At 69.6% G+C, this 14,918-nt stretch carries 14 protein-coding genes; all 14 read right to left on the minus strand.

The window, feature by feature from the left end; translation table 11 throughout:
• Positions 1-2: 2 nt before the first annotated feature.
• The 14 genes from AC07PR_RS16160 to AC07PR_RS16225 all read right to left on the minus strand — a co-directional run bounded on the left by AC07PR_RS16160 (position 3) and on the right by AC07PR_RS16225 (position 14,917).
• Complete coding sequence (locus tag AC07PR_RS16160) at positions 3-1,283, minus strand: hypothetical protein (protein WP_495135883.1); 1,281 nt, start codon at positions 1,281-1,283, stop codon at positions 3-5.
• A 77-nt stretch (positions 1,284-1,360) separates the two neighbouring features.
• Positions 1,361-2,683 carry a hypothetical protein gene (locus tag AC07PR_RS16165; protein ID WP_495135884.1) on the minus strand — a complete coding sequence of 441 codons (1,323 nt, stop codon included), beginning with the start codon at positions 2,681-2,683 and terminating at the stop codon, positions 1,361-1,363.
• A gap of 17 nt (positions 2,684-2,700) precedes the next feature.
• Positions 2,701-2,889 carry a hypothetical protein gene (locus tag AC07PR_RS16170; RefSeq protein ID WP_495135885.1) on the minus strand — a complete coding sequence of 63 codons (189 nt, stop codon included), beginning with the start codon at positions 2,887-2,889 and terminating at the stop codon, positions 2,701-2,703.
• Between the two features lie 174 nt (positions 2,890-3,063).
• Complete coding sequence (locus tag AC07PR_RS16175; protein WP_495135886.1) at positions 3,064-4,929, minus strand: polysaccharide biosynthesis protein; 1,866 nt, start codon at positions 4,927-4,929, stop codon at positions 3,064-3,066.
• A gap of 49 nt (positions 4,930-4,978) precedes the next feature.
• Positions 4,979-5,572, minus strand: a complete 594-nt coding sequence (locus AC07PR_RS16180; protein WP_377157447.1) for a sugar transferase — start codon at positions 5,570-5,572, stop codon at positions 4,979-4,981.
• 40 nt (positions 5,573-5,612) lie between these two features.
• Positions 5,613-6,824 carry a DegT/DnrJ/EryC1/StrS family aminotransferase gene (locus AC07PR_RS16185; RefSeq protein WP_495135887.1) on the minus strand — a complete coding sequence of 404 codons (1,212 nt, stop codon included), beginning with the start codon at positions 6,822-6,824 and terminating at the stop codon, positions 5,613-5,615.
• Positions 6,821-7,546, minus strand: a complete 726-nt coding sequence (locus tag AC07PR_RS16190; RefSeq protein WP_495135888.1) for a class I SAM-dependent methyltransferase — start codon at positions 7,544-7,546, stop codon at positions 6,821-6,823. The genes AC07PR_RS16185 and AC07PR_RS16190 overlap by 4 nt, the downstream gene beginning before the upstream one ends.
• A gap of 138 nt (positions 7,547-7,684) precedes the next feature.
• A complete protein-coding gene (locus AC07PR_RS16195) occupies positions 7,685-8,902 on the minus strand; it encodes a glycosyltransferase family 4 protein (RefSeq protein WP_377157451.1) in 1,218 nt (405 codons plus the stop codon).
• Between the two features lie 18 nt (positions 8,903-8,920).
• Positions 8,921-10,069 (minus strand): glycosyltransferase family 4 protein, encoded by a 1,149-nt coding sequence (locus tag AC07PR_RS16200; protein ID WP_483108943.1) that lies wholly within the window; start codon positions 10,067-10,069, stop codon positions 8,921-8,923.
• Positions 10,066-11,370 carry a lipopolysaccharide biosynthesis protein gene (locus tag AC07PR_RS16205; RefSeq protein WP_431101826.1) on the minus strand — a complete coding sequence of 435 codons (1,305 nt, stop codon included), beginning with the start codon at positions 11,368-11,370 and terminating at the stop codon, positions 10,066-10,068. Before AC07PR_RS16205 ends, AC07PR_RS16200 begins: the two co-directional genes overlap by 4 nt.
• Entirely contained in the window at positions 11,367-12,620 is a 1,254-nt protein-coding gene (locus tag AC07PR_RS16210; protein ID WP_431101825.1) for a DegT/DnrJ/EryC1/StrS family aminotransferase, read from the minus strand. Before AC07PR_RS16210 ends, AC07PR_RS16205 begins: the two co-directional genes overlap by 4 nt.
• On the minus strand, positions 12,617-13,177 hold the full coding sequence (locus tag AC07PR_RS16215) for an acyltransferase (RefSeq protein ID WP_483108942.1): 561 nt from the start codon (positions 13,175-13,177) through the stop codon (positions 12,617-12,619). Before AC07PR_RS16215 ends, AC07PR_RS16210 begins: the two co-directional genes overlap by 4 nt.
• Before the next feature lie 7 nt (positions 13,178-13,184).
• Positions 13,185-14,288: a DegT/DnrJ/EryC1/StrS family aminotransferase gene (locus AC07PR_RS16220; RefSeq protein ID WP_495135889.1), complete on the minus strand. Its 1,104-nt coding sequence runs from the start codon at positions 14,286-14,288 to the stop codon at positions 13,185-13,187.
• On the minus strand, positions 14,285-14,917 hold the full coding sequence (locus tag AC07PR_RS16225; RefSeq protein WP_483108940.1) for an acyltransferase: 633 nt from the start codon (positions 14,915-14,917) through the stop codon (positions 14,285-14,287). The genes AC07PR_RS16220 and AC07PR_RS16225 overlap by 4 nt, the downstream gene beginning before the upstream one ends.
• Position 14,918 lies beyond the last annotated feature (1 nt).

Below are 14,918 nucleotides of genomic sequence, written 5' to 3' on the forward strand. Positions count from 1 at the left end.
GGTCAGCGCGCCGCGGCTAGATCGAAGACCGCCGCGTTGGAGCGCATCTGCTCGAAGGCGCGCCAATCCGTGAACCCCGCGGCGATGAGCGGCACGTGCTCGTCCAGTTCCGAGGCGGACAAGGGGCATCCGTTGTGCGCGTAACCCGGCAGCCCGCACCACACGGCGGGCCGCAGCGGATGGTCGGAGAAGACGACCAGACGGGCCCGCGTGAACCCTCCGGATTTCAGGCGTCCCGCGATCCGCGCGATCACTTGAGCGGCGAGCGCGACGTTGCCGCGGTACTGTTCCGTCAGCGATCCGTGCCCGGCCACGCCCGGCGGATGCGGCAAGGGCAGATGCGCGTACAGGACGCCCCCCCGTGTCCACACGGGCGCCTGATCCACGGCAGCCAACAGGGCTTGGAGATGGTCGCGAGCGACCGATTCCGTGAGGCCGGCGCACCTGTCGAGGAGTTCGCCGTCACTTGATCCCGGAAGTCGCCTCGCCAACGCGCAGCGCCAACGCCTCGGGTCGATCGCCGGTGATGCCGGCCGCGTGACCAGGCACGACCGCAGCCCCGGGATCGCGCAATACGGATGATAGAAGCCGACTACGTCGACACCTGGGCCGACCTGGACCTTTGAGAAGTCGAGGATGCTGCCTTCACTGCAAATCGCTGTCGGTAAACAGGCCGCTGCTTTTGAGAAGCGCTCGCGAGTGAACATCTCCGGGATGACACGCGCGGTGGCATCACCGACCGACTCCAGGCCGCGTGCACGGACATCGAAGCCCGCGTCGCGCACTGCGGCGATGATCGGCGCGGACGCCTTCCAATTGAGTTCGTCTAACAGGATGAAGACCGTCGCCTCGCGATCCTCGCGACTCAGGACAGGTGTCTTCAGCCAAGGCACCGGATGCGCCAATGCGAGCGCCAGCAAGGGTCCCGACCCTGCAAAGATCAGGATCCCGGCCGTCACGGCCTGGCGTAAGCGGTTCCAAAGTTCAGGCTTGGCACCAAGCCCGAGCGCCGCCACCGCTCCAAAGACGATGATCGTCTTCAAGCCGGTCCATATCGGTGTCGGGCCTGCCACCCATGCTGCCGTGGCGCCATGAAACGGCACCATCAGGCTCAGCGCGGCAGCAGTCGGCGACCAGGTCCAGACATGCGCCTCGAGGCGCCTCTTGGCGATCAATCCGCTGAGCAGCAACGCCACGATCAGCAGCAGCAGCCGGGGCCATTCAAGACCGGTTCGGAAGTAGGCCTCCTGCATGCCTGCATCCAGCGCCAGCGCCAGCAGCACGGCAAACCAGCACGACCAGACAGTCCAGTTGTTCCTGGAGCAAGGCCGTTGCGTTGCGACGGCCGAAGCGCCATGCCTCATGGCGCTGTCCTGCCCAGCAGCAACAGGGTGCGTCCGGAAGGCGCCAGCCGACACTCGTCCCACAGCACGAATCCAGCGTCCTCCAGCGCCTCGCGCTGACGGGACGCGCTGAATTCCGCGGGCTCCCGCCGTCGCTGCCGACACAGCGCAACCAACTGGGGATCGGTCTCGTCCAGCACTTCGATAATCGCAGCGCGTCGCGTGCATTGCCACGCGAAACGGGCCACCCGCGCCAAGGGAATCGACGCCCCGATGCTGAGGTGATGGATCAGCGCAAGCATCATGACGAGGTCCGCGGCGCCGGTCAGGCGTTCGACCAGCCCAGGATGCTCGCTGGCTCCCCATCCTCGACCGCCGCGCAGATCGTCCAATGACGCGACCACCGCGTGCAGGCGCGGGTGCCCCGCGTGCCGCAGGTACAGTCGCTGGACGCTGTCGTGATCCGCGTCCATCCCGATGACGCGGCCGCCGTGCGCCAGGGCCATCGCGGAGAATTCGCCGGCGTTGCAGCCGAAGTCGATCGTCCAGGCGGGGTCCACGCGCCCGATCCACTCGGCCACCTGACGGCGCTTGCGGTCGAGGCTGTCGCCCTCGTAGTGCGGGCGGTCGCCCTCGTATCCGGACCAACCCGACGAAGCGTCGGCATCGAGGCGCGGGGTCGCCAGCCCGCCGAGCTGCCAGTCCAGCGTGGCATGCAGACGGCGACGGAAGCCCTGAATGTCCGCCAGCGCATGGCGCCCGTCCGAGGCGTCCTCGACCTCGACGCTCGAATGCGCGCCCGCCGGTCCCCCGGCCATGAGCGCGCCATACCGGCTCAGTAAGCCGCGCCAGCCCAAGATCCCCCGGGCCTGCGCCGGCGGCAGGCCGTCGCGCCACACCTGGTGCTGGGCGCCAGCCCGCAGACCGGTGCGTCTGGACACCAGCAGCGGCAGGATGAAATGGCGCGCGAACTGCCCCATGGCCCACCAGGGCCGCCGGGTGAGCGGCTCGAAGGACAGAAGATCGCAGAAGATCGGCCGTGCGCCGTCGAACAGCACGTTCCAGGCCGAGGCGTCCTTCAAGTCGAAGCCCTGCGCCACGGCCTCCTGCTGCAGGGACAGGGTCAGTCTGGCGGCCGCCAGCAACTGCGCGTCGGTCCACTCCGACGGCTGCGTCACGAACGGCAACCGCGGCGCCGCCAGTTGCCGCGGTCCCCGGTGTTCGAAGGGGATCAGGCGATGCTCGTCGACCCAGCGACGGGCCAGTTCGGTCTCCAGGAAACGCGCGGGGGCGGCATCGCCCCGCAAGTCCCGGACGACCCAGTCCTTCTCGAACGTCACGCTCGCGGCGGGATCCCTCATCGACGGCGGATGCGGTTGATCAGATCCTTCAAGGTCTGGACCGGTTGGCGCACGAACACGATGACCGCGCCGATCAAAGCCAGCAGGCCCTGCCAGATCAGCATCCCGCTGCCAGGGTCGACGTAGGCAAAGGCAGGAACGGGCGCAAGCACGAAGGCCAGCACCAGCGAATAGCGACGAAGCATGTGGTTCTCTCTCTTTCGCGGCGTGATCGCCTGCCCCTCCCAGCGGAGCGCCGATTTCCTCTTCCCGCGCTCCGGATCACCAGGGGTGCGATCCAGTCGACCCGATTTTCACACGTCTGTCATCATCGACAATTCGTTTAGCGCACCGCCTGCCCGCGCCACGTCCGGGATCGCTCAAGAGCGGTGACCATATTCCGGAATGAAGCGCAGCAGCCCATCGATGACTGTCCGTCGTTGACGGTACAAGGCGTCGTCCCCACGGACGATCCACGCGAGCAGGTCCTGGTCCGCCCCCGCCTGCCCCAACTTGGCGATGCGCACCCGTGGAATCCGCGTCGGCACGGTCTTGTCTGAGTCGGCGATCAGCTCCTCATACAGCTTCTCCCCCGGCCGCAGCCCGGTGAACCGGATCCCGATCTCCTGCTCCGAGCGTCCCGCCATCCGGATCATCGTCTTCGCCAGATCCACGATCCTCACCGGATCGCCCATGTCCAGCACGAGCACCTGTCCGCTCTCGCCGATCGCACCGGCCTGCAGCACGAGCCGCGCCGCCTCGGGGATGGTCATGAAGTAGCGAATGATGTCCGGATGCGTCACCGTCACCGGCCCGCCCTTGGCGATCTGCTCCTTGAACTTCGGGATCACGCTCCCGCTTGATCCGAGCACGTTCCCGAACCTCACCGCCATGAACTTCGTCGAATGCCCCTGCCCGGCCATGTGGCTGATGACGAGCTCCGCCGCCCGCTTCGTCGCCCCCATCACATTCGTCGGATTCACCGCCTTGTCCGTCGAGATCATCACGAAGCGTTCCGCGCCGGACTCCGCCGCCGCCGTGCACGCGTGATACGTCCCCAGCGTGTTGTTGCGGAGTGCCGCCCACGCGTTTTCCTCCTCCATCAACGGCACATGCTTGTAAGCCGCCGCATGGAACACGATCTGCGGCCGGTACTTCCCGAACGTGAACCGCAGGTGCTCCAGGTCCTTCACATCCCCGATCAGCCGCACCAGCGGGATGTGCGGGAACTTCTCGCTCAGCTCCTGCTCGATCCGATACAACGCGAACTCGCTCAGCTCATACAGCACGATCTTCGAAGGCCCGTACCGCGCCACCTGCCGGCACAGCTCCGACCCGATCGACCCGCCCGCGCCGGTGATCAGCACCACCTTGCCGCCGATGCACTCGCTGATGCCGCCCTCGTCGAGCTCCACCGGCTCGCGCCCGAGCAGATCCTCGGGCTCGATGTCCCGCACCTGATTCACCGCCCGCCCGGCCAGCAGCTCCTGGCTGCTCGGCACCGTCAGCACCGCCAGCCCCGTCTTCCCCGCCAGGTCCAGCGCACGGCGCCGCTCCAGCGTCGTCGCCGCCGGCATCGCCACGATCACGTGCGTGATGCCGTGCATGTCGGCCAACCGCGTCGCGTCCTCCAGCGTGCCGATCACCGGCACGCCCGCGACGCGCGCACCGCGCTTCTCCGGCGCATCGTCCAGATAACCGACGACCACCCAGCCCTGCTGGTGCTGGATCCCCGCCACCAGCAGCCGCCCGGCATCGCCCGCGCCCATCACCAGCGCGCGGCGCTGCTCCAGCGCGCTGCCGCTGATGCGGCTGCGCATGTGCTCGTAGAGCATGCGGTAGCCCATGCGGATCATCGCCAGCACCATCAGCGTGAACACCGGGTGCAGCGCCAGCACCGCGCGCGGCACCTTGGTCAGTTGCGCCATCAGCACCGCCACCGCCGCGATCAGGCCCGCGGTGACGCACACCGCCGCCAGCCGCTTGACCTCGCCGAAGCCGCTGAAGCGCCACATCCCCTTGGGCACCTGGAACAGCTTCAGCAAGCCGCCGTACAGCGCCACGATGCCCAGCATCACCCAGTGGTCGTAGTCGGGCCGGGCTTCGAACCAGCGCTCGAACCCCAGCCGGAACAGATACGTCGCCTGCCACGCAAGCGCCACCGCCACCATGTCCAGCGCAAGCGCCAGCGCCTCGCGGTAGGGGCGGATCCGCGTCAGGAAGGCATCCAGGGACAACCAGTTCATCGCGTGCTCTTCTTCTTGAACGTCTGTCTGTTTGTCTATCGGGCCGGGGTCAGGCCTTGATCGCGCCCAGCGTCGCCAGGATCAGCCGGATGTCGCCGCCCAGGCTGGCATTGCGCACATAGTCCGCCGCCAGCCGCAGCTTCATCGGCATGACCACCTCCACGTACTCGCGCTCGGGATCCTCGGCCTGCGCCAGCAGCTCGCTCTCGTTGCGAAAACTCAGCGAGGCCGGATCCGTGATCCCTGGCCGCACCGACAGCACGAGCGCACGCAACTCCGCCGGGTACATCGCCACGTAGCGCGGCACCTCGGGCCGAGGCCCTACCAGGCTCATCGCGCCACGCAACACGTCCCACAGCTGCGGCAGCTCGTCGACCTTGCTCGCGCGCAACCAGCGGCCGCTGCGCGTGATGCGCGCATCGTCGCCGATCGTGATCTGCGGACCGAGCGTCGGCGCGTCGACGCGCATCGTCCGGAACTTGTGGATGCGGAAGCTGCGGCCGAAACGCCCCACCCGCTCCTGCCGGAACATCACCGGCCCGCGCGAATCCAGCTTCACCCACACCGCCACGGCCAGCAGCAGCGGGCTCAGCAGCAGCAGGCCCACGCCGGCGCAGAGGATGTCGAAGAGTCGCTTGGCCATCGGCCGTTCCGTCCCGTTTCCGTATGCCTGAGGCGTCCGCTCAGAAGCCCAGGCTGCGGTGCACCGCGGCGATCACGCGCTCGACCTGCTCGTCGGTCATCGCCGTGTACAGCGGGATCGTCACCGTGCGCTCATAGGCCTTCTGCGATTCGGGGAACATCTCCGGCGTCAGACCGTAGAGCTCCTGCCAGTACGGGTGCTGGTGCAGTGGCACGTAGTGCACGCTGCAGCCGATGCCCTGCTCGAACATGCGCTCGATGAAGAGGTCGCGCGACACGTCGGTCGCGTCGGACAGGCGCAGCACGTACAGGTGCCAGCTGTGCACGTCCTCGTTGGGCGCCTTCGGCGGCAGGATCAGCGGCAGGTCGGCGAGCGCCTCGAAGTAGCGCGCCGCGATCTGCTCGCGCCGCTTCTGGAAGGCCGGCAGCCGCTTGAGCTGGTGCAGCCCCAGCGCCGCGGCGATGTCGGTCAGGTTGTACTTGAAGCCGGGCGCGACGATCTCGTAGTACCAGCTCGGCACCTTGGCGGTGAAGCGGTCGAACGCGTCGCGGTTGATGCCGTGCAGGCGCATCACGCGGGCGCGCTTGGCCAGCTCCGGATCGCGCGTGACGAGCATGCCGCCCTCGCCCGTCGTCATCGTCTTGTTGGCGTAGAAACTGAACACGGTGGCGTTGCTGCCCATCGTGCCGATCAGCTCCTTCTCCAGCGTCGTGGGCAGCGCGTGCGCAGCGTCCTCGACCACCTTCAGCCCGTGCTTGCGCGCGATGTCCAGCAGCGTCAGCATGTCCACCGCCAGGCCGGCGTAATGCACCGGGATGATCGCCTTCGTGCGCGGCGTGATCGCGGCCTCGATCTGGTCGATCGCGATGTTCATCGTCGCCGGGTCGATGTCGACCAGCTTCACGTCCGCGCCCAGGTAGCGCACCACCTCCGCCGTCGCGGTGAAGGTGTGCGTCGTCGTGATGACCTCGTCGCCGGGGCCAATGCCCAGGGCCTCCAGCGCCAGGTGCAGGCCGGCGGTCGCGGAGTTGACGGCGATGCATTCGATCTGCGGCTCGGCCAGGAATTCGGCGAAGGCCTGCTCGAAGCGCCTGGCCTTCGGGCCGGTCGTGATCCAGCCGCTCTTGAGCGTGTCGACGACCTCGGCGATCTCCTCATCGCCCAGCTCGGGCAGCGCGAACGGGAGGAACGGGAGCTTGGGCTCGGCCGGGCGCTCTGACGTCGGATCGGACTTCGGATCGTTGGTGCTCATGGTGTCTTGGTGATCAGCGCCAGCACGTGGCTGCGCAGGAAGGGGATCGTGTTGAGGACGCGGTAGGCGCCGGGGTGGACGCGACAGGCGGCACGCGCGATCGGCGGGGCCAGCGTGACGCGGCGCACCGCCATCCGGCCCTCGGGGAACAGCGCGCGCACGCGCTTCAGCGGCACGCCCCGGACGTCGGGATTGCGGGGATTGTCGACGATGAAGTCGTACCAGAGCACCGCACCGCCCGGCGTCACCCAGCGCCACATCGCCTCGGCGAGCCGGCGCTGCAGGCCGTCGTCCAGGATCGAGGAGAACACCGTCGACTGCAGCACGAGGTCCTGGCTGCCGGCCTCGACGTCCGCCTGCGACGCATCCCCCGCCAGCAGCCGCACCTGATGGGGCAGCGCGGCCCGCGCGGCGTCCAGCCGCTCGGGCAGCAGCTCGATGCCGGTCAGGTGCTGCGGCTGCAGGCCCAGCCGCAGCATGTCCATCAGGTTGCCGCCGGCGCCGCAGCCGACTTCGGCCATCCGCCAGCCGCTCAGCGGCGCGGCCGGATCCGGCAGGGTCGCGCGGTGCGCCGCCAGCAGCCGCAGCATCGCGGCCTGGCGCTCATGCAGCATCTGCCAGACCTCGGGGCGCAGCAGGCTGTAGCGCTCCAGCCCGGCGAGCCGCTGGTCGCGCCGGGCGTAACGCTGGGCGATGGCCTGGAGTTCTCGGTCCTGGGTCATGTCGTCGTCGGCCGGAGCCGTGGTGAGGACTGCGTTGATCGGGACTGCGGGGACGTTGGAGGAACTGCTCGCCAACTGCGGGGACTACGGGAACTACGGGGACTGCGAACGGCGGGAACGGCGTGGGAGCGAAGCCGCTCAGGACACCGCGTCGATGAAGCGCTGCGCCAGGACAGGATAGGTGTGATTCGCCAGCACGAACTCGCGCCCGCGGCGGCCCATGGCGGCGCGTTCCTCGGCCGGGACGGCGGCGAGCTTGAGCAGGCCCTCCGCCACCGCCTTCGGATCCTGCGGCGGTACCGTCAGTCCGGCGCCGGCCTCGGCCACCGGATCGTTGCCCGCCTCCACCGAATGCAGCACTGGCCGCTGCGCCATCATGTAGTCCATCAGCTTGTTGGGCGCGATGCCGAAACGATAGATCGGCGTGCGCTGCCAGCCGATGTAGGCGATGTCGAAGCCCTTCAGCAGCGACGGGATCTGGGCCTTGGGGATGGCCGGGAACATCGCGACGTTCGTGAGGCCTTCGTCGCGCACGCGCGCTTCGAGCTTGTCCCGCAGGTGTCCGCCGCCGACGAGCACGAAGCTCAGTCCGCTGTTGTCCTTCAGCAGCTTCGCCGCGTCCAGCAGCACGTCCAGCGCGTTGGGCTCGCCCATCGACCCCGCATAGCCGACGACGGTGCGCCCCGCCGCCCGCTCGGCGTCGAGGTGCGCCTGGATCGCGGCCTCGAGCGGCTCGCCGTGCTCGGACCATTCATCCAGCGTGATGCCGTTGGGCACGATGTGCAGCTTCTTCAGGTCGAGGCCGTGCGCGGCCATGTGCTGATGCACCTTGGGCAGCATCGACACGACGACGTCGGCATCGCGGTAGGCATCGTTCTCCGCCTTCTGGCAGAGCATCGCGAAGGGATGCCACTTCGACATGCCGGACAGCTCGATCGGGGACAGCGGCCACAGGTCGTGCACCTCGTACACGAGCTTGGCCTGGGCCAGCTTCGCGACGCGGCGCGCGACCCAGATGTCCATCGGGTACGTGCTGGAGGCGATCACGACGTCCGGCGCGAATTCGCGCGCCAGGATGTCGGCGTCCTTCCAGACCTGACGGCAGAAGGACCAGATGTTCTTGACCCGGCCCGTGCCGTTGCCCTGGTACTCGGGCGTGTCGTAGAAGAGGTAGTTCACGCCGCTCATCGCCGCCATGCCGGGTTCGGGCTGGGTCGTGCGGACATGCGAGTAGGACGCGCCCAGGATCAGCGCCTGGTGCCCGGTGCGGACCCATTCGCGGGCCAGATAGAACGGGCGGAATTCCATGCCGTGCTTCGGCGAGCCGGCGTAATGGTTGATCAGCAGCAGCTTCATGGGAAGGAAGGGGAAGGCTCAGAAGCGCTTCAGGCGCTCGATGAAAGTCTTGACGGCGGGGCCGAACATCGCGTGCTCGGCGACCCACGCGCGATTGGCCGCGCCGAGGCGGTCGGCATCGACCGAATGGCCCGCCACGTCGCTCTGCCCGACCATCAGCTGAAGGCGGTCCGCCAGCGTGGTCAGGTCGTCGCCGTCCTTCAGGATCAGACCGTAACGGCCCAGCAGCTTGACGTTGGGATGCATCGCCGCGTCGATGCTGCCGGTCCCGCCGGTGCCGAGCACCTCGTCGTTGGCGGGCAGGTCGGACAGGATGGGCAGGCACTCGTGCGCCATCGCCTCCAGCACGGAGACGGACACCGAGTCGCTCTGCGGCAGGCTCAGGAACCAGCGCGCCGGCGCGTAGCGGCGGCCTTGCGAGGTCGCGTCGACGCGACCGATGAATTCGACGCGGTCCGCGAGGCCGAGCGACGCGACCTGCGCTTCCATCGCGCCGCGCAGCGAGCCGTCATTGCCGACGACCAGGAGCGCCTCGGGCTGCTTCGCGGCGATCGCGGCGAAGACCTCGATCACGCGATGCGGCCGGTAGATCGGCTCCAGGCCCCGGTTGGTGAAGAAGAGCCAGGGCTGCTTGCGGACGTTCTGCTTGGGCAACTGCTCGAGCCCGAAGGGGAAGGTCATCACCTCGGCCGCGCCCAGCTCGCGCATGCGGGCGCTCATGTGCTCGGAATCGGAGGTCGTGATCGCGCAGGCCTTCAGCACCTGCGTGGTGAGCCAGCGGTAGGCCCAGCCCTGGTCGGGCGTGACGAGGATGTCGCTGCCCCAGGCGGAGCCGGCGATCCTGGCGCGCAGCTTCCAGCCGCGGCGCGCGGCCCAGGCCAGCGTGCCGTGCGAGGTCAGGTAGTGCGCGTGCAGCCAGTCGGCATCGACGCGTTTGAGCCAGGCGCCCAGCGCCGGCAGCTGCTTGAGCACGGCGATGTTGCCGCCGGCATGCGCGGGATCGGTGTTCAGCGCGAGGCGGCGGTCCTCGGGGATCAGGAACTGGAACTCCGGCGCGAAGCCGCGCGTGGACGCGGCCCACAGTTCGAGCTCCCGCTGCTGCGACAGCGCGCGCGCCCATTTCAGGAGGTGGGGACTCTCGCCGTCCCCGATCAGGACCAGTCTCATGCAGGCACTCCGTGCAGGGCGGGTCGCGGCGCCGAGCCGCGCACCAGCCACGCCAGATAGATGGCGAAATAGATCGGCAGCAGCACGGCGATGGCGGCGAGCGCCGTCGTCAGCGCGCCGCCAGTGCTGAGCACCAGCGCGACCGGCAGCACATACAGCGCGTTGCCGACCAGGCTGAAGACCAGCGCGCCGCGCTGGCGGCCGGTGACCATGGGCGTGACCGTCAGCGGCGCGGCGATGAAGTGCGCCGCGACGTAGGGCGCGAGCCAGCGGCCGTACTCGCCCGCTCGCGCCCAGTCGGCGCCGAGCAGCCAGCCGAACAGCGCGGGCCCGACGGCGATCAGCACCACCATGCAGGGCAGCGCGACCATCGCCAGCAGCTTGATGCCGCGCAGCAGGCGCGGGCGCAGGTCGACGCCGCGCTGCCAGTCGCGGGCAAGCTCGCCGAGCAGAGCCTCGGACAACGCGCCGCCGACCAGCGTGGCCGGCGCTTTCACGAGGCGCACCATCAGCGCGTAGTAACCCGCCGTGGCGGCGTCGGCCCAGGCGGCGATCATCGCCAGCACCAGCGTCTCCTGCGCCGCGTTGACGAAGGCATGCGGGCTGTTGAGGAGCGGGAACTGCTTGTAGCGCCAGGCCAGGCGGCGCAGGTGGCGCCAGTGCCAGGTCTTGCCCGCGCGATCCAGCCGCGTCGCACGGCGCCACCGGGCCCCGCGCCGGAGCAGCCACAGCGGCGCGAGCAGCGCGGCCAGGCTTTGCGACAACACCAGCGCCGCGACGCTCGCGAACCCGCCCAGCGCGGCCGCGGCCTGTGCGGCGGCCATCACGCTCTGCTGCAGCACGCGGGCCTGGGCGATCACGTCGATGCGACCCTGGCGGTTGTTCCAGAGGCTCAGCGCCTGCTGCATGCCGGCCAGCGCGACCACGGGCGCGAGCATCAGCAGCCACGGATCCAACTGATCGAGGGAGACCCAGCGGCCGCCCAGCTTCGCGTGATGCGCCATCAGCAGGTGCCAGCCCGTGGCGCCGACCGCCGTGAGCAGCCCCATGCCCAGCGCGATCCACAGCGCCAGCTGCAGCACCAGCGCCGCCTCGCCGTCCCGGCGCGGCAGGACGATGGCGAACTCGTAGCGCGCATTGGCGATGGTCGCCAGGTTCGCGGCCAGCGCCACGAACAGCGCCCAGTGGCCGAGGGCCTCCGCGCCGTACCAGCGCGTCAGCAGCGGCGCGATCAGCATCGGGATCGCCTGCGTCAGCATCGAGGCGCCGGCGAGCTGCGCGAAGCGGCGGCGGACCGTCATCGGGCCTTCCCTCCGTGACGTTCCGCGATCGCGCGCACGGCGGCGCGTTGCGACGGGCTCAGCCGCGCATGGCGGCCCAGCGGCAGGTTGAGCACGGTGCGCGCGGCGCGCTCGCCGTTCAGGCACTCGCCCTCGGTGTAGCCGAAGCGGCGGCTGCCGCGCGGATGGACGACGTCGTCGAACCAGGTGCCGCCGACGATGCCCTCGTCCTCCAGCGCCGCGATCGCCGCGTCGCGCGTCGCGGCATCGGGCAGCAGCAGCGGATAGCGCAGCAGCACGGCGCCCGGTGCGCGCACGGGCCACTCCCAGCCCGGCAGATTGGCCAGCAGCGCGTCGTAGTCCTGCGCCTGCATGCGGCGCAGCGCATGGATCTCGTCGAAGCGGCTCGCCTGCATCAGGCCGATCGCCGCGCTCAACGGGTGCAGGCCGGCGCGGTAGTCGGGCTGCGTGTCGCCGGCGACTTCGCTGTCGGGCGTCTTCGCGACGACGCCCAGCATCCGCGACGGCGCGCGCAGCAGCGCGATCAGCGCCTGCAGCGCCGGGCGCGGCAGGCTCATCGTCAGGCGGTGCCAGCACAGCGTCAGCAGCTGCTTGAGCACCGTCGACGTCGTCGGCGCATGCAGCGCGGGCATGCGCGCCGCGAAGCGCTCGCGTGACGCGGGGTCGTGGATCACCAGCGCGCCGCCGATGCCGGTGGTCAGCGGCTTCGAGTACTCGAAGCTGAAGAACGCCGCATGACCGAGCGTGCCGACCTCGCGGCCGATCGCGTCGGTGCTGCCCCAGGCGTGGGCGGCGTCCTCGATGAAGACGACGTCGGGATGCTTGGCCCGCAACGCGTCCAGGCCCTCGGTGACGAGGCCGAAGTTGTGCGGCACGACGACGAGGCGTGTCGCCTCGCCGATGGCATTGGAAATCGCGTCCGGCGTCGGATTGAAATCGTCCCGCGCGATGTCGACGTAACGCACGGCGAGCCCGAGGTGCATGAACACGTTGGGCACGACGACACAGGTGTAGCCGGGCAGCAGCACTTCCGAGCCGGGCGGCAGGTCCAGCGACGCGGTGAACGCATGCAGCGCCGCGCGTCCGGTGCCGAAGAGGCGGACCTCGCCGGCCTGCGCCGGATCGAGGCCGAGGCTGCGGGCGAACGCGGCGCGGAAATCCTCGGCGCTGCGCGCGCCGTGGCGGAGCCAGTGCCAGAGCGCTCCGGGCAGGTCGCGCCAGCGCAGCGCGCCGGCGACGTGACCCTTCACGGGCCGGTCGACGGCGGACGGGCCCCGTCGATCCGGTGGAGCGGCCGGGCCGGCACGCCGCCGTAGACCCAGCCGCTGGGCAGGTGGCCGCGCACCACCGCGTGCGCCGCGACGACGACGCCGTCGTCGATGAAGCTGCCCGGCAGCACCGTCACGCGGGCGCCGATGAACACGTTGCTGCCGATGCGGATCTCGCCCCGCCGGTAGTGGTCGCGGAACAGGCCGGTGGCGGTGACCGCGTTGGACTCGCAGAACAGCATCAGGCCGGGGCCGATGGCGACGTCGTCGCCGATCGACAGGCGCTGGTCGCCGACCAGCAGGTAGCCGCCCGGCGCGATGTGGCTGCGCGCGCCGATCGTGAAGCGCCCATCCCCGGTGGCGAGGATCTGGACGTCGCGGTACAGGATCGATCCCGCGCCCAGCGCGCTGCCCGCGCCGCAGCGCACGCGCGCCCCGGGGTGGATCTGCGCGCGGGTGCCGACATCCAGTCCCAGCCACGCCGCGACCCGCGCGCGCATCCGGGCGCGCACCGCATCCAGCGTGTAGCCGATCAGCATCGGGGGGTCAGGTCAGCGCGACCCGCAACGCGGCGACGACCTGGTCCTGCTGCGCCTCGCTCAGGTCGGCGCTCATCGGCAGGCTCATCACGCGCCGCGCGGCGGACTCGGCGTTGGGCAGCGGCGTCGCGACGCGGCAGCGCTGCTCGTAGGCGGGCTGGCGGTGCAGCGGCTTCGGGTAATGGACCGCCGTCGGGACGCCGGCCTGCTTCAAGGCCTCCGCGATCTCGTCGCGGCGGTCCACCTGCACGGTGAACTGGGCCCACACGCAATCGCGGTCCTCGCGCACCGCCAGTCGTTGCACCGGCAGTTCGGCGATCAGGCGCTGGTAGCGATCGCCGATCGCCAGGCGCTGGGCGATCTCCCAGTCGAAGCGCTCCAGCTTGCCCAGCACCACCGCGCATTGCAGCGTGTCCATGCGGCCGCCGACGCCCACCCGCGTATGCGTGTAGCGCTGGCTCTGGCCGTGGACGCGGATCTCGCGCGCGGCCTGCGCCAGCGCGTCGTCGTCGGTGAACAGCGCGCCGCCGTCGCCATAGCAGCCCAGCGGCTTGCTCGGGAAGAAGCTGGTCGCGCCCCAGGTCGACAGGCCGCAGCTCTTCTTCCCCTTGTAGGAAGCGCCGAAGCTCTGCGCCGCGTCCTCGATCACGGGGATGTTCCCGTGTTTCGCCGCGATCTGGTTGATCGCGTCCATGTCGCAGACCTGGCCGTAGAGGCTCACCGGCATGATCGCCTTCGTGCGCGGCGTGATGGCCGCTTCGATCAGCGTCGCGTCGAGGTTGCAGCTGTCGGGCTCGATGTCGACCAGCACCGGCACGCCGCCCAGCAGCACGATGGTCTCGACCGTGGCCGCGAAGGTGAACGGCGTGGTGATGACCTCGTCGCCGGGCTGCAGGTCCAAGGCCATCAGCGCGATCAGCAGCGCCTCGGTGCCGCTGGCCACGGTGATGCAGTGCTTCGTGCCGACGTAGGTTGCCAGCGCGGTCTCCAGTTCCTTGACCTCGGGACCCATGATGTACTGGCCGTGGTCCAGCACGCGCTGGATGCGGGCGTCGATCGTCGTCTTCAGCGCGGCGTACTGCGCCTTGAGATCGATGAAGGGAAGGCTCATGGCTGGGAATCCTGGGGCGACGCGGTGGTGGGGGTCGAAGCCGCGTTCGAAGCGGTGATCAACGACAGCGTTTGGCCGTCGAGTTCGTAGAGGTCGCCGCTGGCGGGGCAGGCAGCGCGGCCATGGCCGTCAAGGGGCAGGGCCAGCTTCTCGCCGTGGCGGCTCATCCAGCCGATCTGACGGGCCGGCACGCCGACCATGAGCGCATACGGCTTCACATCGCCCTTGACGACGGCGCCGGCGCCGACGAACGCGTATTCGCCGATCGTCGCGCCGCAGACGACGGTGCAGTTCGCCCCGAGCGTCGCGCCGCGCTTTACCAGCGTGCGGCGGTACTCGCTCTTGCGCGGCACTGCGGAGCGCGGGTTGTAGACGTTGGTGAAGACCATGGACGGGCCGCAGAAGACGTCGTCCTCCAGCGTCACCGCGTCATAGACCGACACGTTGTTCTGGATCTTCACGTTGCGGCCGATCGTCACGTCGTTGCCGACGTAGACGCCCTGCCCCAGCGAGCAGCCTTCGCCGACGCGCGCGCCGGCGCACACGTGGCTGAAGTGCCAGACCTTGGTGCCGTCGCCGAGCTGCGCGCCGTCGTCGACGACGGCCGAGGCGTGTTGCCAGAAGCTCATC

The organism is Roseateles sp. GW821-FHT09H11 (assembly GCF_059415845.1).

Bases quoted from the DNA above. Each gene is read 5' to 3' on its own strand.
- AC07PR_RS16200 (WP_483108943.1), bottom strand. From the start codon at position 10,069: ATGAGACTGGTCCTGATCGGGGACGGCGAGAGTCCCCACCTCCTGAAA.
- AC07PR_RS16205 (WP_431101826.1), bottom strand. From the start codon at position 11,370: ATGACGGTCCGCCGCCGCTTCGCGCAGCTCGCCGGCGCCTCGATGCTG.
- AC07PR_RS16170 (WP_495135885.1), bottom strand. From the start codon at position 2,889: ATGCTTCGTCGCTATTCGCTGGTGCTGGCCTTCGTGCTTGCGCCCGTT.
- AC07PR_RS16220 (WP_495135889.1), bottom strand. From the start codon at position 14,288: ATGAGCCTTCCCTTCATCGATCTCAAGGCGCAGTACGCCGCGCTGAAG.
- AC07PR_RS16190 (WP_495135888.1), bottom strand. From the start codon at position 7,546: ATGACCCAGGACCGAGAACTCCAGGCCATCGCCCAGCGTTACGCCCGG.
- AC07PR_RS16215 (WP_483108942.1), bottom strand. From the start codon at position 13,177: ATGCTGATCGGCTACACGCTGGATGCGGTGCGCGCCCGGATGCGCGCG.
- AC07PR_RS16195 (WP_377157451.1), bottom strand. From the start codon at position 8,902: ATGAAGCTGCTGCTGATCAACCATTACGCCGGCTCGCCGAAGCACGGC.
- AC07PR_RS16175 (WP_495135886.1), bottom strand. From the start codon at position 4,929: ATGAACTGGTTGTCCCTGGATGCCTTCCTGACGCGGATCCGCCCCTAC.
- AC07PR_RS16180 (WP_377157447.1), bottom strand. From the start codon at position 5,572: ATGGCCAAGCGACTCTTCGACATCCTCTGCGCCGGCGTGGGCCTGCTG.
- AC07PR_RS16185 (WP_495135887.1), bottom strand. From the start codon at position 6,824: ATGAGCACCAACGATCCGAAGTCCGATCCGACGTCAGAGCGCCCGGCC.
- AC07PR_RS16225 (WP_483108940.1), bottom strand. From the start codon at position 14,917: ATGAGCTTCTGGCAACACGCCTCGGCCGTCGTCGACGACGGCGCGCAG.